Here is a 19525-nt window from a genome sequence, read left to right as displayed (position 1 = left end):
GCGCACGGAAACCGCGGGCCCAGATAGCCGTGTCTTAATGTACTGGGCGAAGAGGTGTTTCTCAATCGCTCTAGAGCCCGAGGATGGATGTGGCGATGAGGAAGTAAATCACCAGGCCCGTGGCGTCACAGAACGTGGAAATGAAGGGGTTGGAGAACACCGCCGGGTCCGCGCCGACAGTCTTGGCCACAATCGGCATCGCCCCACCCACGGTCGCGGACATGGTGCAGATTGAAAGCAGCGTCAGGCCGATCACCATGCCCATATCCAGGCCGTACACCAGGGACGCAAGTGCGAATCCCAGCCCGCCGAGCACGGCACCCAGCATCAGGCCCACGCGAACTTCGCGCCACATGACTTTGAGGATGTCTGATTTCTTTACGTCGCCAAGCGCAAGAGCCCTGGTGACGGTGGTCGCGGCCTGGTTGCCGGTGTTGCCGCCCGTGCCCGTGAGCAGCGGGATGAAAAGCGACAGCACGACGGCCTGCTCCATCTTCTCCTCGAAGATGTCGAGCACCTGGACGGTGAGGATCGCGGAGACGGCGAGGACGAGAAGCCACACAATGCGCGAGCGAACGAGCTTGGTCAACGGCGTGGACAGGTACGGCTGCTTCAGGGACTCCGAACCGCCTTGGCGGGCGCTGTCCTCGGTGTCCTCGCTCTCCACCACGTGCTGCGCCTCATCGAACGTGAAAATGCCCACCAGGCAGTTCCCGGAATCCACCACGGGCAGCGCCAGCAGTCCCAGCGGCAGGAACCAACGCGCGGTCTCCTCCGCATTCGCTACCGCGCTTACCGACGGCGACTCTTCCACCAAATCGCCCACCGCCGTGCCGCCGTCGGCCAAAAACAAGCGGCGGAGCTTCACAATGCCGAGGAGCTGGCGCTCCTCGTTGATCACCGGCAGGGTATACAGCGTCTCCAGGTGCTCTTCCTCTTGACGCAGCAGCTCCCGCACCTCGTGCGCCGTCATCTCCGGGAAGATCTCCGGGATCTCCGGGCTCATCACACGGCCGACGGTCCCCTTCTCGTACCCCAGGACCGCGTCAGTGTTTTCCTTGTCTTTCTCACTGAGGTCTTTGAGCAGCTGCTCCGCGACGGAGCCCGGAAGCTCATCCAGCAGCATGACGCGGTCTTCCGCGCCCATCTCCTCGAAGAACGCGCCGACGGTGTCGCTGCCCAGCGCGTTGACCATATCCGCCTGGTGGCGCGGATCCAGTGCGTCGAAGACCACCCCGGCACGGGCCGGCGGGAGCAGGCGGAAGAGGACGGCGCCGCGTTTGACTGGGGAACGCTCGATGAGGCGGATGATGTCGTTAATCTCCGCCTCCGCGAGCAGCCCGGAGATCTGCTCCGCGTCATCCCCGCGCATCCACGTCTCGACGACTTTCTCTAGCTCGCGCAGGGCATCACGCTGTTGCATGGTGGACATCTGGGCCTCTTTTCTGGTGACGGTGTGGCGGCTGTGGTGGACGTCGAAAAGCAAAAAAGCCCCGCTGAGCAGGGCTTTTGGTTGGTGCGCCCGGAGGGATTCGAACCCCCAACCTTCTGATCCGTAGTCAGATGCTCTATCCGTTGAGCTACGGGCGCATTCCGTGCCACGCTTGGTAAACCTTGCGTTAACAACGAGGTAGAACCTTACACCTTAGTGCGGGGAGGGACAAAATCGCAGGTTAGGTGGGCGTTCGTCGGGTGTGGGATGTGGGACATGCTTGAGGTTTGAAACGTGTCGCGACGGGGAGCGGGGCGTTGGCGGTGCAAGACTTGGTCCCGTTACCTCAATGAGACCGAATGTTTACTGCGCATCTGCGGGCCACGTGCCGGCTGGGGCGCCCCATCTACGCAAGGAGCTCTCCATGGCTAAAGCCGTCCGCCCGCGCCGCATCGTTGTTGCGGCGAGTGCGCTGTCCCTCGCCCTCGTCGCCCCGCTAGTGACCGTGCCGGAGGCTGGGTTCCTGCCGGTTGCCGCGGCTGTGACGGCCGGTGATTTCGGTGCGCGGTACAACACCGACAATTTCTGGCGGAAGAACGAGGCTGCGGTGCAGGGGCTCGCCCTAGAGCCGGGCGACATCGTGCAGCCCACCACGAACACGATCTTCAACTGGACCTTCCGCAACGATAACGGCACGCTGTACCTTATCCGCCCAAGGTCATCCACCGCGTTCAAGACCGGCAACGTGGATATTCCGGTGCGAGTTACCCCAGCGAACGGGGCGGCGTTCAACACCTCCCTGCGGGTGAACGTGGTCGATGTGAACACCGACCCGGCGCCGTCCAGCGCGCCGGCGCCTGTGGACCGCGAAAAGTTCAACCAGCGCTACACCACCGAAAACTTCTGGAACGCCAACGAGGCGAAGATCCAGCAGCTTTCCCTGGACCCGAACACCAGGGTGGAACCGACGACGAACACCATTTTCAACTGGGGTTTCCGCAACGATGGCGGCACGCTGGTGCTTCGCCGCCCGCAATCCGGCACCGCGTTCAAGACCGGCCCGGTTGACATCGCAGTGCGCGTGACGGAACCAGGCCGTTCCGCGTACACCACCACGCTGCGCGTGAACGTCGTGGACGAGGAAATTCCGCCAGAGTGGGCTAAGGATATGCCTTGGTTGGGCGAAGGACGCAAGACAGTCGACTTTGAGAAGGGCCAGTCCAAGGCTGTGGACGACTGGACCGTGCCGGCGGGCGTGACCGTGGTGAAGCGCCAAGGCTTCGACAACATCGGCACCGTCGGGTGGGATGTAGCCGTGGAGAACGGCACGATCGTGATCAAGGCTCCCGCCACCTTCTCCAGCGGTGACGAGAAAGACATCCCCGTCACGTTCTCCAAGGGCGCGGAGACCTACAACCGCACTCTGCCGATCAAGGCGCTGAACCCGAAGACGGACGGCAAGGACATCGCGGGGACCGCAGGCAACGTTATCGGCGGCCTCCTTGGTGGACTGACCGGCGGTGGCGGCGGACTGGTGCGCGTTGAAGTGCACCCGAGTGCCGTCAACATCACCGGCAACGGTTCCAACAACGGCAACCCGAATGTGATTATCACCAACAACGCCAACCCGAGCGTGGCGATCACCAATAACGCGAACCCGACCGTGCAGGTGGACATCCGCGACAACGGCTCCAACAACACCGTCCAGGTGACGGGCAACGCCAACCCGACCGTGCAGGTAGACATCCGCGACAACGGCTCCAACAACAGTGCGACTGTCAGCGGCAACGGCGTGGTGCAACCGAGCGCCGTTGTGGTTACCGGCAACGTGAACCCGGTGGTGACCGGAAACGCGAACAACAATGGTTCCAACAACAGCGCCAATGTCACCGGCAACGGCGTGGTGCAGCCGAGTGCAGTTATTGCCACTGGCAACGGCAGCAATAACGCATCCAACAACTCCGCGGTTGTCACGGGCAACGCTAACCCCATTGTCACTGGCAATGGCGTGATCCACCCGAGTGCCGTCGTCGCAACTGGCAACGCCAGCAACAACGGGTCCGGCAACCACGTCGCTGGCAACGGCGTTGTTTATCCGGGCGCGGTCTCCGGCAACGGTGTTGTCCAGCCCGGCGCAGTCTCCGGCAACGGTGTTGTCCAGCCCGGCGCTGTGCAAGCTTCGGGCAGCGTGTTCCCGGGCCGGAGCAGGAGCCAGGGCAAGGATGGAGACGGCGTGAACGCGGCAACCGGCGGTCTTTCGGACCCGCGCTGCATCGCCTCCCTTGCTGCCCTGGGCATTCCGCTGGCATTGATGATCCCGGTCGCTCTCGCACAGACGCTGAACCTGCCGGCGCTGGATAACTCCGCGGCCATCGCCGCGGGCGCTTTCAACGACATCGTTGGCCAATTCGGCATTGCCCCGGAGCAAATCACCGCAGTCGGGGGCGGGATTGTGGGCGTTGCCCTCGCAGCCACCATTTTCGCGGTGGCCATGACCTGCAGCCCCAAGGTTGCTCCGGTCGAGGTCCCGGTCATCACCACAACGCGACTCGGCGAGCCGACCGCTTAAGAAACGACTGATTCGCGCCCCTGCTTCGGCGGGCACGTTTTGCCGTCCGCCTACCGATGTGTGCCCCGGCAGAGCGAGAGATCGGAGCCAACGGGGCGCGACAAGCGAGCGTCGAAAAGCAAGAAAAGCCCCGCTGAGCAGGACTTTTAACTGGTGCGCCCGGAGGGATTCGAACCCCCAACCTTCTGATCCGTAGTCAGATGCTCTATCCGTTGAGCTACGGGCGCGTGGCGGAGACGACAGGATTTGAACCTGCGGCCCTCGTCAAGAGGGCAACTCCTTAGCAGGGAGCCCCATTCGGCCACTCTGGCACGTCTCCAGACCTCGATTAAGTCTAGAGCACCCCCGTTTAGCAACCAAACCGCGAGCGGGCGAGCAGCGAATTTGGCCCGGCACCGGCACAACAATCGTCCGTATACTCGGGCACATGAAACTCAACACCTGGCTGAACTCCGGTTTCTCCGCACGCGGAGACCACTCCGACACTGCTAACTGGCTCGTCTGGTTCCCCGCGGACCTAGACTCCCTCACCGCCGGCCCCCTCGCGGGCGACAGCGGATCCGTGCCGTTTTACCTCACCCCGAAGTCCTACGCGTTGGGCCAGGCGGGCGACAACATTGTGCTGCTGGGCGTGCCGCTGGGCGAGATTGAGGGAAACTGGCGCCTGAGCGACCGCTCCGGCGCGGGCACCGACGTGCAGTCCGTGGAAACCCTCGACGAAGTTCCGGGCCTGCTGGGTGAGAAATTTGCGCAGCGCACCGACAGCTCCGCAGTGGTGCAGGTGCGTGGCCAGTTCCCGATTGAGAAGATCCAGGTTGTCGCCGGCCAGAACCGCCCGGCGACCAAACGCGCGATTGAGATCCTGCGCGGCGTGGCCAGCGACTTTGACGGTGAGCGCCAGTTCCACACCATGCCGGAGCTGTTCCCGGAAGAGCTGGCGTAGCTGCGCCCGCAGGCAGGGTGCCCACGCCCTGCACCGCAAAGTTAATTGGCGGAGACGGGGGGATTTGAACCCCCGGAGGTGTGACCCTCGCCGGTTTTCAAGACCGGTGCATTCGGCCGCTCTGCCACGTCTCCAACTCGGAAAAGTCTACAGTACAGCCCCACGCGCACCCCATTTGCTCCACTACCCTGGGGCGCATGAAGGCTATCCAAATCACTGACGCTGAAAACCCCCGCTCCCTCGAACTGCAGGACGTACCCACCCCAGAGCTGCAGGACGGGGAGGTACTGGTCAAGATTGTCGCTGCCGGCGTGAACCGCGCAGACCTTGTCCAGGCGGAGGGCAAGTACCCGCCGCCGAAGGGCGAATCCGAGATTATCGGCCTCGAGTGCGCCGGCGTGATCGAAGACCCCGGCACCACGGGCCGCGAGAAGGGCGAGGAAGTGGGCTGCCTGCTGGCAGGCGGCGGTTACGCAGAGTACGTCGCGGTCCCGGAGGGCCAGCTCATGCCCAGGCCAGCAAACCTCACCCTCACGGAACTCGCCGGCGTAGTCGAGGTGGCCTGCACCGTGTGGTCCAACCTGGGCATGCTGGCCGGCGTGCACGAGCCGCACGCGGACGGCAGCCCGAAGAAGGTGCTCATCCACGGCGGCTCCGGTGGCATCGGCTCCTTCGCCATCCAGCTGTGTAAGGCGCTGGGCTGCGAGGTTGCCACCACCGCCGGAAGCGCGGAGAAGCTGGAGTACTGCAAGGAACTTGGCGCGGACATCACCATCAACTACAAGGAGCAGGAGTTCGCCGAGGAGCTCAAGGGCTGGGCGGACGTGATCCTGGACGTGGTCGGCGGGCCGTACCTGGAGCCAAACGTGAAGGCGCTCGCGCTGGACGGGCAGATCGTGGTCATCGCGCTGCAGGGCGGCCCGAAGGGCGAAATTAGCCTGGGCCGCATGATGCCGCGCCGCCAGTCCCTCCACGCCACCACGCTGCGCGCCCGCCCGCGCCCGATGAAGGCGGACATCGTCGCCTCCACCGTGGAGCACGTCTGGCCGCTCATTGAATCTGGCCAGGTCAAGCCCACCATCACGGGCACGTTCCCGCTTGCCGACGCCGCAAAAGCCCACGAGCGCATGGATTCCGGCGACAACACCGGCAAGCTCGTCCTCGAGGTCGCGGAGGTTTAGTCCCGGGCCGGGGCCATCGGCCTGGCCCCGCCTACGCCAGGCTGGCCACCGTGCGCGTCAGCTGCACAATGTCCGCCTGGGTGTTGAACGGCGCGAGCCCCACGGTCACCGCGCCGCCCATCTCAAACACACCCATGTCTTGGAGCAGGGTGCTTGCCGACGCCTCCGTAGCAACCATCCCGTTCGCAACCAAACGCTGCAGCACCGTGGCCGAGGGCACTCCGCGCACGCCGAAAGTCAGGCGCGGGATGCGGTCCGCGTCCGCGTGCTCGGCGGCCTCGCCGGTAATGCCCACGATGTGCACCACCGGCAGGGTGCCCAGGAACGTCTCCAAGTCTTCGCGGAGCGACTCCATATATACGGACATCTCGTTCATGGAGATGGCCAGGCGCGCGCGGCGGGATTGGCGCGGGCTGCCGTTCGCGCCCGCTACGCCAGAAGCACCCACTGCGCCGCCGCCGGCACCCGCGCCAACGCCAGCCAGGGACGCGTAGTGGTCCACGGCCGCGGACACGCCGCCGGCCAAACCCTCAGACACCGTGAGCTGCGGGGCGGCCAACAACTCCGCGTCCAAGCGGCGCAGCATTGCCTCGTCCCGGAACACCAGCGCGGCAACGCGCGGCCCGCCCAGTTCAGCCACGTCCAATGCAACGATGTCGGCCCGCCAATCATCGAAGGTGATGAGGCGGTAGGGGGCGTACGAAGAAGCGTCGACAAGCACCCAAGCCCTGGAGCGGCCCTGGACCCGGTCCACAATGTCGCGCACCGCAACCACCGTGCCCAGCTGCGCATGCGCGGCGGGGATGGAGACGAGGCGGGTGGAGCCGTCCACCAACCCGTCGTACTGCCAGGCGGGGAGCTCGCCCGTGGCAAGGTCAGCCTGCGCCCAGCGGACCTCAGCGTTCGCCCTGGTGAGCACGGTGTTCAGCGCGGGCCGATCCACGTTGTTCAGGACGATGGAGGAGTTGTGGCGGTACAGCGGGCGCATCGCGGCGGTCAGCGCCATGTACAGCGCGGGCAGGCTCGGGCCCAGCACCACGCGCTCCGGGCTCACGCCGGCCAGATCGGCCACGGCGGCGCGGGCATCCGCCAAGAACGCCTCACCCTCCGGCCGGCCAACCGCCTCGCGCACGTGGGTACCGCGCGACGGCTCCGGCGGGGGCACGGCCGCGGACATGCGGAAGCTGCGCGCAACTGCGGATGAGACCCGCTCGGGAATCTGGGGGGTGTCGTGGGCGTTGAGGTAAATCCACCCGTCCGAAAGCGAGGTGTAGAGCCCGCGCACACCCGCTACGTCGTAGGACACGCCGCTTCCCCTCCTCGCCGTCTCGGACCGAATTGAATCCCAATTATGCACGCTGCCCCCCACCCACGCATACCGCCAGCTCGGGCCGATCCCGGAAATCCCGCCCGCGAGCGCTAGGGTGAAATCCGTGCAGGATCTTGAAAAGCTCCGGGCCGACGCCGCCCGCATGACCAGTGCGCCGGGGGACGCCACGCCGCCATCCAAGTCCAAATCTTGGGGCATGGCCTGGGGCGACCTTGTGCGCGGGTGGGGCCAGCACGAACTGTGGCTCCAGCTGGGCTGGCAAGACATCAAGCAGCGCTACCGCCGCTCCACGCTCGGGCCGCTGTGGATCACCATCGCCACCGGCGTGATGTCGCTGGCGCTTGGCCTGTTGTACTCCATGCTGTTCCAGATCGACGTGGCGAACTTCCTGCCGCACGTCACCGTCGGCTTCATCGTGTGGGGTTTCATCTCCGGCTGCATCAAAGAGGGCTCCAACGTGTTCATTGAGAACGAGGGGCTGATCAAGCAGCTCCCCTCCGCGCTCAGCGTGCACGTGTACCGCCTGGTGTGGCGCCAGCTGCTGTTCTTCGCGCACAACATGGTGATCTGGCTGATCCTGGTGATCATCTTCCGCATCCCGCTGACCGTGCACACGCTCCTGGCCGTGCCGGCGCTGCTGCTGTTGGTGCTTAACGGCGTGTGGGTGGCCATGCTGTTCGGCATCATCGCCACCCGCTACCGCGACGTTGCCCCGCTGCTGGAGGCGCTGGTGCAGCTGCTCTTCTACGTCACGCCGATCGTCTGGACCACCGAGACCTTGAAAGCCCAGGGCGGCGAGGTGGCGCAGCGCGCACTGCTTGCGGAGATCAACCCGCTGTACCACTACCTGGAGATTGTCCGCGCCCCGCTGATCGGCCGTCCGCTGGCGGACTACCACTGGTGGATTGTCCTCGGCTGCACCGCGGTGGGCCTAGTGATCACGCTGTTCGCCATGAAGCAGATGCGCTTCCGCGTCCCCTACTGGGTGTAACCGGGCAGGCCACAGGAGAAAAGGATCGACATGGTTTCCATTGACACCTACAACGCCTGCGTGGATTTCCCTATCTTCGACGCAAAGTCACGCTCCCTGAAGAAGGCCATGATGGCCACGGCCGGCGGCCGCATTGGCAAGAACGCCTCCAACACCGTCGTCGTCGAGGCGCTGCGTGACATCAACCTGCACCTTCGCGAGGGTGACCGCGTGGGCCTTGTCGGCCACAACGGCGCCGGCAAGTCCACGCTGTTGCGCCTGCTCAGCGGCATCTACGAGCCGACCCGCGGCACCGCGCTCGTCCGCGGCCGCGTCGCCCCCGTCTTCGACCTCGGCGTGGGCATGGACCCGGAGATCTCGGGCTACGAGAACATCATCATCCGCGGCCTCTTCCTCGGCCAGACGCGCAAGCAGATGAAATCCAAAATCGACGAGATCGCGGACTTCTCCGAGCTCGGCGACTACCTCAACATGCCCCTGCGCACCTACTCCACCGGCATGCGCGTGCGCCTCGCCCTCGGGGTGGTCACCTCCATCGAGCCGGAGATTTTGCTTCTCGACGAAGGCATCGGAGCCGTCGACGCCGCATTCATGAACAAAGCCCGCGTGCGCCTCGCCGAGATGGTGGAGCGTTCCGGCATTCTCGTGTTCGCCTCCCACTCCAACGACTTCCTCGCCCAGCTCTGCAACACCGCGCTGTGGGTGGACAAGGGCGAGATCCGCCAGGCCGGGCTGGTCGCGGACGTGGTGGAGGCCTACGAGGGCCCCGAGGCCGGCCAGTACGTCGCCGAGCTGGTGGACCGCTTCCACGGCCCCACCGCGGCGGGACCTGGCGCCCGGGTCTGAGCGCGGGCCCCGCTCCGGCTCGCGGGCCTATGCGCGGGCGTCCCGCTCCGGCTCGCGGGCCCTCTGCTGCAGAAATCCACCGGGGTTCTACAGAAAGGCCCTAAAAAGGGACTGCGGCTTTCCTGTGAACCTCTGTGGCCATCTAGTCGTGTTTGTTAGGTAGCTGTGGCTAGAGCGCGTCGCTCTGCCAGGGTTGTGTAGCCCTTACCTGGGTGTGTGGTGAGCCTTTCGTAGACGAACCAGTCCAGGTGGGTTTCAAGATAGTCCATGAAGTCCTCGGTGCCCATCTTTTCGGAGTTAATTCCGGCGGCGTAGAGCTCCCTTTTGAGCAGGCCGAAGAATCCTTCCACCCTGGCGTTATCGCCGCTTTTGCCGACTCGCGACAACGATGGGATTGCAACCCAGGCGTTGTCGCAGGGTTTGCCCGGGTCGCAGGTGTCGCATGCTGCCTGGTCGTGGGTGGGGTCGGTGAGCATGCCGACCCATTCCGGGTGGCGGTAGGCCCACCCGCGGTCGGAGTGGATGACCGGCTTGGTTCCGGGCTGGAAGGTTGCCAACGCAGCCTCCAGCATGGTGTTCGTCAGCGCGGCGTTCGGGCTGGTGCTCATGGTATAGACGACGGGCAGATTGTCATGGAAGTCGATCAGGGGGCTGAAGAAGACCTTGCCGTCTCGGCAGGCGAACTCAGTGACGTCGGTGCCGAACTTCTCGTTCGGTTTATCGGCGTAGAAGTCGTGAACCAAGTCGGGCTCAAGGGCAGCGCGACGCCTGCGTGCTTCGCGCGAGTAGCCCTGCGAGACAACGACATCTGCGGCCGCTGCTTCATCCAGGTCCCCGATGAGCAGCTTATTCGCCGGCCGGTGGGCGTTTTCTCCTTTGTAGGAGCGGTACCTCATGGCGCGCTTGGACTTCGGGGTGAGGTTTTCTTCGTACATGATGGCGCGTACTGTTTTCTCACCTATCGTCCACCCGTTTTGCCTGCACAGCGCCAAGATCCTGCGGTAGCCGTAGATGCCGTTGCTCGCTTTCGACACCGCGATGACCGCCGCTGCGGCAGCTTTGCGCTTCGACGTCGGGTACTTTAACCGCCGGCACGCATGCTTGTAGGTGCTCGGGTTCAACCCGAAGTGCTCGCAGCTGGCTTTCACTTGATATCCGTGCGCCCGGAGTCGCTGAACAGCTTGAGCGACGACCACGCTGTCGAACGTCTCCGGGCTGGGGCTTTTCCCTCCGACTCCATCGCAGCCTCGAACAAGGCCCTATCCGCAAGCCGTAAAAACCGCTCGTGGCGCAACATCGCTTTAAGCTCTTCGGGATCATCCGGCAACGCAGCATCATCGAGCTGCGTCACGTGCTGCTCACTGGCAATCTTGGCAGCCTTAGCGCTAGACGGCTTGGAAGCTTGCGGCGATGCGCTTTTGCGCGGGCGGCGTTTATGTTGTTCCACACGCCACAGTGTCGCCTGCTCTAGCTGCTCAGGGCTCATCCCACGCCGCGTCTCTTCTTCAGGAGCGAAACTGCGGACCCAAATCGACAACGTAGCCGGCGACACACCAACTTGCCGGCTCATCTCCCGCAGCGACCCCGGTGAGGTCAATGCCGCCCGCACCGCTGCGGCGATCTCACTCGGGCTGCGCCGGCGATGATCCACCTCAACACCGTGCTCAGCATCAACTGCCCACCGCCAAATCGACGCCGCCGAGGGAACAGGATCGACACCTTCCTCACGCAAACGGGCGCGTACCTGCTGCGGCTCTAGACCCTTGCCGTAAAGCTCGACGGCACGCTCACGAACCGCCAACGGATAACTCATCTGGAACTCCTCACCGATGGCCGACGGTTCACAGGAAAGCTTCAGTCCCAAATGGGTGTTTCTGTGGGATCCCGGTGGATCTCTACAGCGCATGTAGGCCTCAAGAACAACCATCAGCCCGGGCACCCCGCGAGCCCGGGCAGGGGCTACAGCAACCCCTCCAGCTTCTGTTCGAAGAGCGGCAACGTCTCATTCCGGAACCTGGCCGGCGTCCACTTCTCCGCAGCTAAGTCGATGTTGATCATGTCGTCTTTGACAAGCTGTTCCCGCTCGTCGTGATGACCACCGTCGTACATCAGACCGATCCTTGGCTCTAGCAGGGCGAGGTCGAACGTGGTCACGATTTTGCCATCCCGGTAAATCGGCAACTGTTCAACCAGAGTGAAACCGTGTTTCGCCGCAAACCGCGTCGCCAGGAAGCGCATTTCGGTTTCCTTAGGCGAATCCGCCTGATACGAGGAAGCTCGAACGACCTTGGTTAGCCAGCGCTCGTCCACCCGATTGTGTCCGGCCTTCAAAATGTCCATCGGCTGCACGCGCAGGAATCTCCGGCAGGCATCCACCAATTGCACTGCACGCACAAATTCAGGATCGGCTCCAGGTACTTTGATAACACTCCACTTGGCATCGCCACGCTTGACCAGCCTTAGCGCCTGCACAAGCGCTACATGGGGAGCGGCTACTTGGACCGAAATATCGCCGCAACGTACGTTCCATACCTCGTCGGGACGCATTGAGCCACGTACCTTTGCCGGCATCGTCGTGGTAGGAGCTTGTTTTCTGACTACCTTCGATCCCATCAACACGGTGTCTGTGCCGTCCGTCAGATACCTCAACCCATAAAGCGCTAGCGCCCCAAACCCGGTGAGCACGTAGGACGGCTCCGTCATTATGTGGGCAGCGGCGCGCTGTGCGGCTGGCGTCGTATAGCGAACCCGACCCGGATTGGCCCGGGCGGAGGCATACGTCAGATCCAGATTCGGGCAGTCTGATTTGAACATCCAAAACCGATCGTTGATCGGTTCGAGCGCGTCCGGATGGAATTGGGTGGTGCCGCTAAGGAGTTGGTGGCCGATTTCTAGATACATGCCGTCTTCGAGGTGCTTCATAGGTATTAGACTCCGGTTGACCCGCAGCGGTTCCGTGGCGCTCGAAATCCACCCCCACCCATACGGCACAATGAAGCCCATGACCGCCACGTTGAATTCCACCGGCACAACGGCCGCCGTCATTGTCACGCACAAGCGCGTGGAGCTTCTGCGCCACTCGTTGGAGCAGGTGGTGAACCAGACGCACCCGGTGCAGTGGGTGATTGTGGTGGACAACGGCGCGCAACAGGAAGTCCAAGACCTCGTGCACACCCTGGCCAAGGACAAGGCCGTCTACCTGCCCAGCCACACCAACTTGGGCGGTGCGGGCGGTTTCGCGTACGGCTTCTTGCACGCCCTCGCACTCGGCGCGGACGCGATCTGGTGCGCGGACGATGACGGCCGCCCGGCCAACCACGGCACCCTCGAGGAGCTGTACCGCGTGGCGGGGAAGCACCGTCTGCACGAGGTCAGCCCGGTCGTGGCCAACATCGAGGACCCCGCCAAACTCGCCTTCCCCCTGCGCCAGGGCCTGACGTGGAAGCGCACCACGGCGGAGCTGGAGGGAGATTTCTTGCCCCAGTACGCCAGCCTGTTCAACGGCGCCCTCATCAGCGCGGAGGCGATGGAGCGCATCGGCGTGCCGGACTACCGGCTGTTCATTAGGGGCGATGAGGTGGAATACCACCGTCGATTAGCGCAGAGCGGGCTCAAGTACGGCACGGCGCTGACGGCGACCTACCTGCACCCGGACGGCTCCGGGGAATTCCACCCCATCATGGGCGGGCGCGCGCACGCGCAGTGGCCGGACAATGAGGCGAAGCGCTACTTCACGTACCGCAACCGCGGCTACATCATCAACCAGCGCGGCATGCACAAGATGAAGCTGCAGGAAGTGGTGCGTTTCGGCTGGTTCTTCCTGATCCAGCGGCGCGATCCGCGCGGTTTTGTTAACTGGCTGAAGCTACTGCGGATGGGGGCACGGGAGGATTTCCGTCGCCCATAGGGGCTTTTTGCTTGACGACGTCCGGTTCCGCCGCCTCAATAATCTTCGTTTCCTGGCGGAAGATCACGCGGCGCTGCAGCACGAAATTGGTCACCGTGGCCACGCCTTGCGCGATGACGAAGGAGAACAGGTCCCGGAAGAACTTGTTGAAGCCCAGCGCGGTGAGCGGGACGGCGGCCCAGCGGTAGAGCAGCAGCTGGACGGCGAACGTGGAGGCGTACAGCAGGATGACGGCGCCGGCCTTCTTGGCGTTGACCTGCGCGTGGAATGCGAAGCGGGAGTTGAGCACGTAGGCGACCAGGGTGCCCACGCACCAGCCGACGGCCTTGGACATGTCGCGCGACAGCGGGGAGAGTTCGGTGAGCGAGAAGGTGACGCCGAAGTCCAGTACCGCGCAGCCGACACCGATGATGATGAACGGGACCAGCTGCTTTTTCAAAGCCTCGGTCTTGGCACTAGAACTCACGCCGGGTTAGCTTACCCCCGAAGCAGGTCGCGGTAGACATCCAAGCGCTCCAGCACGCCCATATCGGCGGAGATCTCATCCAGCTGCGCAAGCGACGACGCGCACAATTGCCGGATCTGCCCCGCGTCCAAGTCCTCCCAGCCGAGGGAGCGCATGATGGATTCGGTGAGCCAGCCGGTGGTTACCTCGTCCGCGCAGCACGCGGCCGCCAAGGTGGTGGCCCAGAACGCGTCGCGTTCCTGCGGCTTTGTCTCCACCGGCAGCGCGGCCAGGCGCTCCGGGTCCACGCGGGCGGCGGGCCCGACGGTGCTCGTCCCAGCGCCCGCGCCCGCCCCCGCCCCGGCGCCCGCGGCCACGCCCAGCGCCTGGATCAGCGGCACAAAGTCGTGCGAAGTGGCGCGCCCGATCACCTCGCGGGCGTCCTCGCGCACCAGCGCCTCGAGTTCCTTCACGCGCTCCACGCCCAATAGCTGGGCGTTCACCTTCGCAATGTCGAACTCGGTGTCCCCGAAGGATCCCGTGCCCGCGACGCAGACGGACGGCGGCGTGGATTCATCCCGCGCGTACACATCCGCCAGCTGCATCCCGAACTGCCACAGCCCATAGGAAAAGGACGTGGCATCGCCCGGCGCGCGCAGCACTTCGTTGAGTTCCAGCGCATCATCCGCCTCGGCGCCGACCACGCCTGCCTCCGCATCGATGCCGAAGATGGTGGCCACCACCACGCGGCACTCTTTGATCGTGGTGTGCTCGTGGATACCAACCCAGCGGTACACCTCATCATCCGACACCAGCGCGCACCGCACCATCAGCGTGTCCCCCACGTCCGGGTCCCCGGTGGCACGCTGCCGCGCCCTGGCGGCGGTGAGGTTGATCACCGGCGCCAGGTAGTCGGACCTATAGAGGGTGCTGGACATGGCGCCGAATATAGTTACGTTCGCAGCTGCTTCGCCACGATATAACCAGCAGCCGCCGCACATCCGACGAGGGCATTGGGCTTATCGACGCCCGCCTGACCCAACCGCGATGCCACCCCATCCACGATTTTCACCGCTGCGGCCACGCCCGCGGTGGCAGCAGCGCCAAGGGCTGCGAGCACGCCCCAGGACAGCGCCACGCTCTCCTGCTCGGCCTGCTCCGCGTCAACCACCGCGGTGAGATCGTTGCGCGGGTCTTCGTCGAAAGCGTTGAAACAGGCGATCGTCGTCACGTTGGCCCCGGCGAGCAGGAGCCGGGCGAGCGCGGGGCGGGAGGTGAAGCCCGGCGCGGCGGCGAGTGCTGCGATGAAGCCGGCCTGGATGAGCTGGCCTGCGAAGGTGTTGTCGAGGGCGTTGTAGTCAATGCGGGTCTCATCGACCGCGTCCTGGATCGTCTCCTGCATGGCAGCTCATGCTACCGGGACTGGGGCTGTTGCAGCAGCCGAGCCAAGCACGCGACCGGCTAGGGTTGGCGGGTATGGAACCGATGCTTTCGCACTTTATGCAGCAGCTTCTGTCGCAGGAGTTGCCAATGTTGGACTCTGCGGACCGCGCGCGCGTGACCGAGCTGTTGCGCGAGCACGCTGCGAACGGCGGCGGGACGATCACGTCGCAGGATGAGTTGCCGGGCGAGATCCGCCAGATCATGGATCTGTAGGCACAGAGGCACAGAGGCACGGAGTAAGATCACATTAATCGCGGACGGGTTTTGCGGGCCTGGTGGGTAGGCTCTCAAGGTATGGAACTGCATACCGAATTGAAGTCCCTCTACGGCTGGGGCCGCACGGCACCGTCCACCGCGCACGTGCTGTCCACCCCGGACGTGGACGTGATCCGGGCTGCTGTCGCCCAGGTTGCGGATGAAAACTCGACCCTGCCGGAGCACCAGCGCCGCGGCGTGATCGCCCGCGGCATGGGCCGCTCCTACGGTGACCCGGCGCAGAACGGCGGCGGCCTGGTCATTGACATGCAGGCGCTCAACCAGATCCACTCCATCGACCCGGCGAGCGGCATCGTGGACGTGGATGCCGGCGTGACGCTGGACCAGCTGATGAAGGCCGCCCTGCCGTACGGCCTGTGGGTTCCGGTGCTGCCGGGTACCCGCCAGGTCACCATCGGCGGCGCGATCGGCCCGGACATTCACGGCAAGAACCACCACTCCGCGGGCTCTTTCGGCGACCACGTGCTCTCCATGGAGCTGCTGGTCGCGGACGGCCGTGTGCTGCACCTGGAGCCGGAAGGCTCCGCGGATGATCCGGACGGCACCCTGTTCTGGGCAACCGTCGGCGGTATGGGCTTGACCGGCATCATCCTGCGCGCGCGCATTCAGATGACGTTCACGGAGACCGCCTACTTCATCTCCGACACGGTGCGTACCAGCACCCTGGACGAGACGATTGAGGAGCACTCCCACGGCCAGGAGGAGGGCTACACCTACTCCTCCGCGTGGTTCGACGCGATTTCCGCGCCGCCGAAGACGGGCCGTTCCACCATTTCCCGCGGCTCGCTTGCAACGCTTGCGCAGTTGGAGGAGTTCGCGCCGAAGCTGGCGAAGGACCCGCTGAAGTTCAAGGCGCCGCAGCTGATGACGGTGCCCGACATCTTCCCGTCCTGGACCATGAACCAGCTGACGCTGCGCGCGATCGGCGAGGCCTACTACTTCATGGGCGCGCCGAGCAAGAACGACATTAAGAACCTGACGCAGTTCTACCAGCCGCTGGATCTGATCGGCGAGTGGAACCGCGGCTACGGCGATGCCGGCTTTTTGCAGTACCAGTTCGTGGTGCCCACCACCGCCGTGGAGCCGTTCAAGGACATCATCTACCAGATCCAGTCCTCCGGGCACTACACCGCGCTGAACGTGTTCAAGCTGTTCGGCGAGGGCAACCGCGCCCCGCTGTCTTACCCGATGAAGGGTTGGAACGTGTGCGTGGACTTCCCCATCCGCGACGGCCTGAACGAGTTCCTGGACCGCCTGGATGACCAGGTGATGGAGTTCGGCGGCCGCCTCTACCTGGCCAAGGAATCGCGCACCAGCGCCGAGAAGTTCCACGCCATGTACCCCGGCATGGCTGGCTGGCTGGAAACCCGCCGCGCAATCGACCCCACCGGCGTCTTCGCATCCGACATGTCGCGCCGCCTCGAACTGAGCTAGCCGCACTGCGCTAGGAAAGGAACTTTCACACCATGCTGAACGCAGTAGGACAAGCACAGCACATCCTGGTCCTGGGCGGCACGTCCGAGATCGGCCTGGCCATCGCCGCGGAGCTCATCTCCCGCGGCGGCAACCCCACCGTCACCCTCGCCGCGCGCGGGGACTCCCCGCGTATCGACGATGCAGTGGCAACCGTCCAGGCCGCAGGCGCCGGCCACGTGCGCTTGATTGATTTCGACGCGCTGGATTTCGCCTCCCACCCCGCGGTGATTGACGCCGCTTTCGCAGACGGCGACGTGGACGTTGCCGTGGTGGCCTTTGGCACCCTGGGCGACCAGGAGGAACTGTGGCAGAACCAGGCCAAGGCCGTGGCATCTGCGCAGACCAACTACACCGCCCCCGTTTCCGTGGGCGTGCTGCTGGGCCAGGCCATGAAGCGCCAGGGCCACGGCACCATCATCGCCATGAGCTCCGTTGCCGGCCAGAAGGTGCGCCGCTCCAACTTTGTCTACGGCGCATCCAAGGCGGGCATGGACGGCTTCTACCTCCAGCTGGGCGAGGCACTGCGCAAGGACGGCGTGCACGTGACCGTGGTTCGCCCTGGCCAGGTGCGCACCAAGATGACGGATGGTCTGGATGAGGCCCCGCTGACCGTGGACAAGGAAGAGGTGGCAGAAGCTGCCGTGTCCGCGGCGCTGAAGGGCGAGCGCACCGTCTTCGTGCACCGTCTCTTCGGTCCAATCTCCATGGTGCTGCAGCACATCCCGGCACCGGTGATGCGCCGGCTGAACTTCTAAGGCGCGCATGAGTACGGTTGTCAGCCGCGAACTGCGCGTGGCCACGTATGCACCCGATGAGATTTCTGAGCGAGGGACCGTCTTACGGGTCATCGGGTTCGGGCTGGCAGGCGGGGCACTCGCCCTCGCCGCCTGGTATGTCCTGCACACCATCTCCTTCCCCGCGTACAACACTTCCATGGTCACGCGGGCGTTAGCCTCGGTGGTATCGCTCGCGCTTCTAGTCCTGCTCACCTTCAGCTGCTGGTTCTGGCTGCGCGGGTCCAAGCACCCCCTGCTGGAGGCAGTGATCACCCTCGTCCCGGCGGGACTGGTGGTGTCCTCGCTGGGCATTCCGCTCGCCTCCACGCGGCTCTGGCTAGACGGCATCCAGGTGGACCAGGGCTTCCGCACACAGTTCCTGTCGCGGATGACCATGACGGCATCCCACGCGGACATGAACTACGTGGACCTGCCCACCTTCTACCCCATGGGGTGGTTCTGGCTGGGCGGCCGCATGGCCAATGTGCTGGGCATGCCGGGCTGGGAGGTCTACCAGCCGTGGGCGCTGGTATCGCTGGCCGCAGCCGCCGCGATGCTCACGCCGATCTGGCGCCGGCTCACCTCCTCGCTGCCGGTGGCGGCCGCGATTGCCATGGTCACCGTCGCCGTCGTGCTCACCGAAGTGCCGGATGAGCCGTACGCCGCCGTGGTGGCCATGTTCGTGCCCGCAGCCGCCATGATCGCGTACCGGGCGCTGGACGGCTCCTGGTTCGCCACCATCGGCCTCACCCTCTACCTGGGCATTTCGGCCACGTTCTACACCCTGTTCACCGCCATCACAGCGCTGACGGTGGTGGTGCTGGCCATCATCATGTTCTTCATGAAGAAGCGGTCCTGGACGCCGATTGTGCACCTGTTGGTGGTCGGGGGAGCGTCGATAAGCATTGCCCTCATTGCCTGGGGCCCGTACCTGTACCAGCTGGCGTTCGGGGGCTACGCTGCGGAGTCCACGGCCAACCACTTCCTGCCGCAGGAAGGGACGTACTTCCCGCTACCGTTCTTCGGGTTCTCGCTGCTGGCGCTGCTGTCGCTGGCCGGCCTGGTGTTTATGGTGTGCCGGATCAGCGACCCGGAGGTGGCCACCCTCGCCCTGGCGGCGCTGGTGTGTTACGTCTGGGCGGCGGCGTCCATGGCGGCGACGCTGCTGGGCACCTCGCTCTTGGGATTCCGCGTGGAGGTGCTGCTGATCCTCATCTTCGCCACCGCCGGCGTGCTGGGCGTGGCGGAAGCGCGGCTGGTGGGCGTGGACTTCCTCTACCCCGCGCCGTTTAGCGAGCGGACGAACCAGATCATCACCGCGCTTGTGCTCATCATCGTCGCCACTGGCGGCCTGGCCTACGTGCAGCAGATCCCGGCGCAGAATGAGCGCCACATTGACCAGGCCTACGCGGACACGGACGGCTACGGCGAGCGCGCGGACCGCTTCCCGGCAGATGCCGGGCGCCACTACGCGGAGATTGACGCGTACCTGCGCGAGCACGGCCGCAACCCGGGCGAGGCGGTGATTTACACCGACGAAATCAACTTCATGGCCTACAACCCGTACTACGGCTACAACGCCTTCACCAGCCACTACGCCAACCCGCTGGGAGAATTCGAGCCGCGCAACACCGAACTTGTGCAGTGGGCGCAGCTCTCGCACGAGAACCCGGACGCGCTCGCCGCGGCCATCGACGCATCCAAGTGGCGCGGGCCGGAAGCTTTCATCTTCCGCGGGGAACTGGGCAGCGGAGAGGATTACAAGACCCACGTGGCGCACGACATCTTCCCCAGCCAACCCAACGTGCGCTATGAGGCCGTGATGTTCAGCCCGGAGGCGTTTGAAGGTGACGATTGGGACGCAACCCAGATCGGTCCCTTCGTGGTAGTTGTGCGGAAGTAGAGTGAGT

18 protein-coding genes and 4 tRNA genes are annotated in these 19525 nt (G+C 64.7%); 10 read left to right on the top strand and 12 right to left on the bottom strand.

All coding sequences use genetic code 11. The annotated features are described in order from the left end of the window. Nucleotides 1-70 precede the first annotated feature (70 nt). Nucleotides 71-1432: a magnesium transporter gene (gene mgtE, locus JZY91_RS11500; RefSeq protein WP_234947968.1), complete on the bottom strand. Its 1362-nt coding sequence runs from the start codon at nt 1430-1432 to the stop codon at nt 71-73. Between the two features lie 82 nt (nt 1433-1514). Further along, a tRNA-Arg gene (locus JZY91_RS11495) sits at nt 1515-1590 on the bottom strand. A gap of 266 nt (nt 1591-1856) precedes the next feature. Between JZY91_RS11495 and JZY91_RS11490 the strand changes: the two genes are divergently transcribed. Beyond that, entirely contained in the window at nt 1857-4001 is a 2145-nt protein-coding gene (locus JZY91_RS11490) for a hypothetical protein (RefSeq protein WP_234947967.1), read from the top strand. Nucleotides 4002-4152: 151 nt separating this feature from the next. Here JZY91_RS11490 and JZY91_RS11485 read toward each other — a convergent pair. Next, nucleotides 4153-4228 (bottom strand) — tRNA-Arg (locus JZY91_RS11485). A 1-nt stretch (nt 4229) separates the two neighbouring features. Beyond that, nucleotides 4230-4320 (bottom strand) — tRNA-Ser (locus tag JZY91_RS11480). A 108-nt stretch (nt 4321-4428) separates the two neighbouring features. On the opposite strand from JZY91_RS11480, the gene JZY91_RS11475 reads away from it, so the two are divergent. After that, nucleotides 4429-4944 carry a DUF4433 domain-containing protein gene (locus JZY91_RS11475; RefSeq protein ID WP_234947966.1) on the top strand — a complete coding sequence of 172 codons (516 nt, stop codon included), beginning with the start codon at nt 4429-4431 and terminating at the stop codon, nt 4942-4944. 46 nt (nt 4945-4990) lie between these two features. Here the strand turns inward: JZY91_RS11475 and JZY91_RS11470 are convergent. After that, nucleotides 4991-5078 (bottom strand) — tRNA-Ser (locus tag JZY91_RS11470). 63 nt (nt 5079-5141) lie between these two features. Here JZY91_RS11470 and JZY91_RS11465 point away from each other — a divergent pair. Next, nucleotides 5142-6125 (top strand): NAD(P)H-quinone oxidoreductase, encoded by a 984-nt coding sequence (locus tag JZY91_RS11465; RefSeq protein WP_234947965.1) that lies wholly within the window; start codon nt 5142-5144, stop codon nt 6123-6125. Between the two features lie 31 nt (nt 6126-6156). Here the strand turns inward: JZY91_RS11465 and JZY91_RS11460 are convergent, their stop codons facing one another. Then, a complete protein-coding gene (locus JZY91_RS11460; protein ID WP_234947964.1) occupies nt 6157-7431 on the bottom strand; it encodes an aminotransferase class V-fold PLP-dependent enzyme in 1275 nt (424 codons plus the stop codon). Nucleotides 7432-7597: 166 nt separating this feature from the next. On the opposite strand from JZY91_RS11460, the gene JZY91_RS11455 reads away from it, so the two are divergent. After that, on the top strand, nt 7598-8446 hold the full coding sequence (locus JZY91_RS11455) for an ABC transporter permease (protein ID WP_234949147.1): 849 nt from the start codon (nt 7598-7600) through the stop codon (nt 8444-8446). Nucleotides 8447-8476: 30 nt separating this feature from the next. After that, the gene (locus JZY91_RS11450; RefSeq protein ID WP_234947963.1) at nt 8477-9292 is read left to right on the top strand and encodes an ABC transporter ATP-binding protein; all 816 of its coding nucleotides are present in this window, start codon (nt 8477-8479) and stop codon (nt 9290-9292) included. Between the two features lie 155 nt (nt 9293-9447). Here the strand turns inward: JZY91_RS11450 and JZY91_RS11445 are convergent, their stop codons facing one another. From JZY91_RS11445 to JZY91_RS11435, 3 genes are all read right to left on the bottom strand, one after another. Beyond that, complete coding sequence (locus JZY91_RS11445) at nt 9448-10440, bottom strand: DDE-type integrase/transposase/recombinase (protein WP_234947611.1); 993 nt, start codon at nt 10438-10440, stop codon at nt 9448-9450. Further along, complete coding sequence (locus JZY91_RS11440) at nt 10437-11105, bottom strand: transposase (RefSeq protein ID WP_234947725.1); 669 nt, start codon at nt 11103-11105, stop codon at nt 10437-10439. Before JZY91_RS11440 ends, JZY91_RS11445 begins: the two co-directional genes overlap by 4 nt. A gap of 146 nt (nt 11106-11251) precedes the next feature. Next, on the bottom strand, nt 11252-12214 hold the full coding sequence (locus tag JZY91_RS11435; protein ID WP_234947962.1) for a hypothetical protein: 963 nt from the start codon (nt 12212-12214) through the stop codon (nt 11252-11254). Between the two features lie 79 nt (nt 12215-12293). Here JZY91_RS11435 and JZY91_RS11430 point away from each other — a divergent pair, with 79 nt between their 5' ends. Beyond that, entirely contained in the window at nt 12294-13199 is a 906-nt protein-coding gene (locus tag JZY91_RS11430; protein WP_234947961.1) for a glycosyltransferase, read from the top strand. On the opposite strand, the gene JZY91_RS11425 is transcribed toward JZY91_RS11430, so the two are convergent. From JZY91_RS11425 to JZY91_RS11415, 3 genes are read right to left on the bottom strand one after another with little or no spacing between them, the layout of a single operon-like run. Continuing rightward, the gene (locus JZY91_RS11425; protein WP_234947960.1) at nt 13144-13665 is read right to left on the bottom strand and encodes a GtrA family protein; all 522 of its coding nucleotides are present in this window, start codon (nt 13663-13665) and stop codon (nt 13144-13146) included. The genes JZY91_RS11430 and JZY91_RS11425 overlap by 56 nt on opposite strands. Before the next feature lie 11 nt (nt 13666-13676). Further along, nucleotides 13677-14582: a hypothetical protein gene (locus tag JZY91_RS11420; RefSeq protein WP_234947959.1), complete on the bottom strand. Its 906-nt coding sequence runs from the start codon at nt 14580-14582 to the stop codon at nt 13677-13679. Nucleotides 14583-14596: 14 nt separating this feature from the next. Next, nucleotides 14597-15046, bottom strand: coding sequence for a hypothetical protein (locus JZY91_RS11415; protein WP_234947958.1), 450 nt, complete (start codon nt 15044-15046; stop codon nt 14597-14599). A gap of 74 nt (nt 15047-15120) precedes the next feature. Between JZY91_RS11415 and JZY91_RS11410 the strand changes: the two genes are divergently transcribed. The 4 genes from JZY91_RS11410 (at nt 15121) to JZY91_RS11395 (ending at nt 19518) form a co-directional block, all read left to right on the top strand. After that, complete coding sequence (locus JZY91_RS11410; RefSeq protein WP_234947957.1) at nt 15121-15300, top strand: hypothetical protein; 180 nt, start codon at nt 15121-15123, stop codon at nt 15298-15300. Between the two features lie 81 nt (nt 15301-15381). Further along, nucleotides 15382-16797, top strand: coding sequence for an FAD-binding oxidoreductase (locus tag JZY91_RS11405; protein ID WP_234947956.1), 1416 nt, complete (start codon nt 15382-15384; stop codon nt 16795-16797). A gap of 32 nt (nt 16798-16829) precedes the next feature. Next, on the top strand, nt 16830-17594 hold the full coding sequence (locus tag JZY91_RS11400; RefSeq protein ID WP_234947955.1) for a decaprenylphospho-beta-D-erythro-pentofuranosid-2-ulose 2-reductase: 765 nt from the start codon (nt 16830-16832) through the stop codon (nt 17592-17594). A gap of 7 nt (nt 17595-17601) precedes the next feature. Continuing rightward, on the top strand, nt 17602-19518 hold the full coding sequence (locus tag JZY91_RS11395) for an arabinofuranosyltransferase (protein ID WP_234947954.1): 1917 nt from the start codon (nt 17602-17604) through the stop codon (nt 19516-19518). Nucleotides 19519-19525: the final 7 nt, after the last annotated feature.

Origin of the sequence: Corynebacterium sp. CNCTC7651 (genome assembly GCF_021496665.1) — a bacterium.
Taxonomy (GTDB): Bacteria; Actinomycetota; Actinomycetes; order Mycobacteriales; family Mycobacteriaceae; genus Corynebacterium.
Note: the sequence above shows the minus strand (reverse complement) of the source record. Positions and strands in the feature narration are given on the sequence as shown.

Bases quoted from the DNA above. Each gene is read 5' to 3' on its own strand.
- JZY91_RS11475 (WP_234947966.1), top strand. From the start codon at position 4,429: ATGAAACTCAACACCTGGCTGAACTCCGGTTTCTCCGCACGCGGAGAC.
- JZY91_RS11465 (WP_234947965.1), top strand. From the start codon at position 5,142: ATGAAGGCTATCCAAATCACTGACGCTGAAAACCCCCGCTCCCTCGAA.
- JZY91_RS11440 (WP_234947725.1), bottom strand. From the start codon at position 11,105: ATGAGTTATCCGTTGGCGGTTCGTGAGCGTGCCGTCGAGCTTTACGGC.
- JZY91_RS11410 (WP_234947957.1), top strand. From the start codon at position 15,121: ATGGAACCGATGCTTTCGCACTTTATGCAGCAGCTTCTGTCGCAGGAG.
- JZY91_RS11450 (WP_234947963.1), top strand. From the start codon at position 8,477: ATGGTTTCCATTGACACCTACAACGCCTGCGTGGATTTCCCTATCTTC.
- JZY91_RS11490 (WP_234947967.1), top strand. From the start codon at position 1,857: ATGGCTAAAGCCGTCCGCCCGCGCCGCATCGTTGTTGCGGCGAGTGCG.
- JZY91_RS11420 (WP_234947959.1), bottom strand. From the start codon at position 14,582: ATGTCCAGCACCCTCTATAGGTCCGACTACCTGGCGCCGGTGATCAAC.
- JZY91_RS11415 (WP_234947958.1), bottom strand. From the start codon at position 15,046: ATGCAGGAGACGATCCAGGACGCGGTCGATGAGACCCGCATTGACTAC.
- JZY91_RS11435 (WP_234947962.1), bottom strand. From the start codon at position 12,214: ATGAAGCACCTCGAAGACGGCATGTATCTAGAAATCGGCCACCAACTC.
- JZY91_RS11395 (WP_234947954.1), top strand. From the start codon at position 17,602: ATGAGTACGGTTGTCAGCCGCGAACTGCGCGTGGCCACGTATGCACCC.
- JZY91_RS11400 (WP_234947955.1), top strand. From the start codon at position 16,830: ATGCTGAACGCAGTAGGACAAGCACAGCACATCCTGGTCCTGGGCGGC.
- JZY91_RS11430 (WP_234947961.1), top strand. From the start codon at position 12,294: ATGACCGCCACGTTGAATTCCACCGGCACAACGGCCGCCGTCATTGTC.
- mgtE (WP_234947968.1), bottom strand. From the start codon at position 1,432: ATGTCCACCATGCAACAGCGTGATGCCCTGCGCGAGCTAGAGAAAGTC.
- JZY91_RS11455 (WP_234949147.1), top strand. From the start codon at position 7,598: ATGACCAGTGCGCCGGGGGACGCCACGCCGCCATCCAAGTCCAAATCT.
- JZY91_RS11405 (WP_234947956.1), top strand. From the start codon at position 15,382: ATGGAACTGCATACCGAATTGAAGTCCCTCTACGGCTGGGGCCGCACG.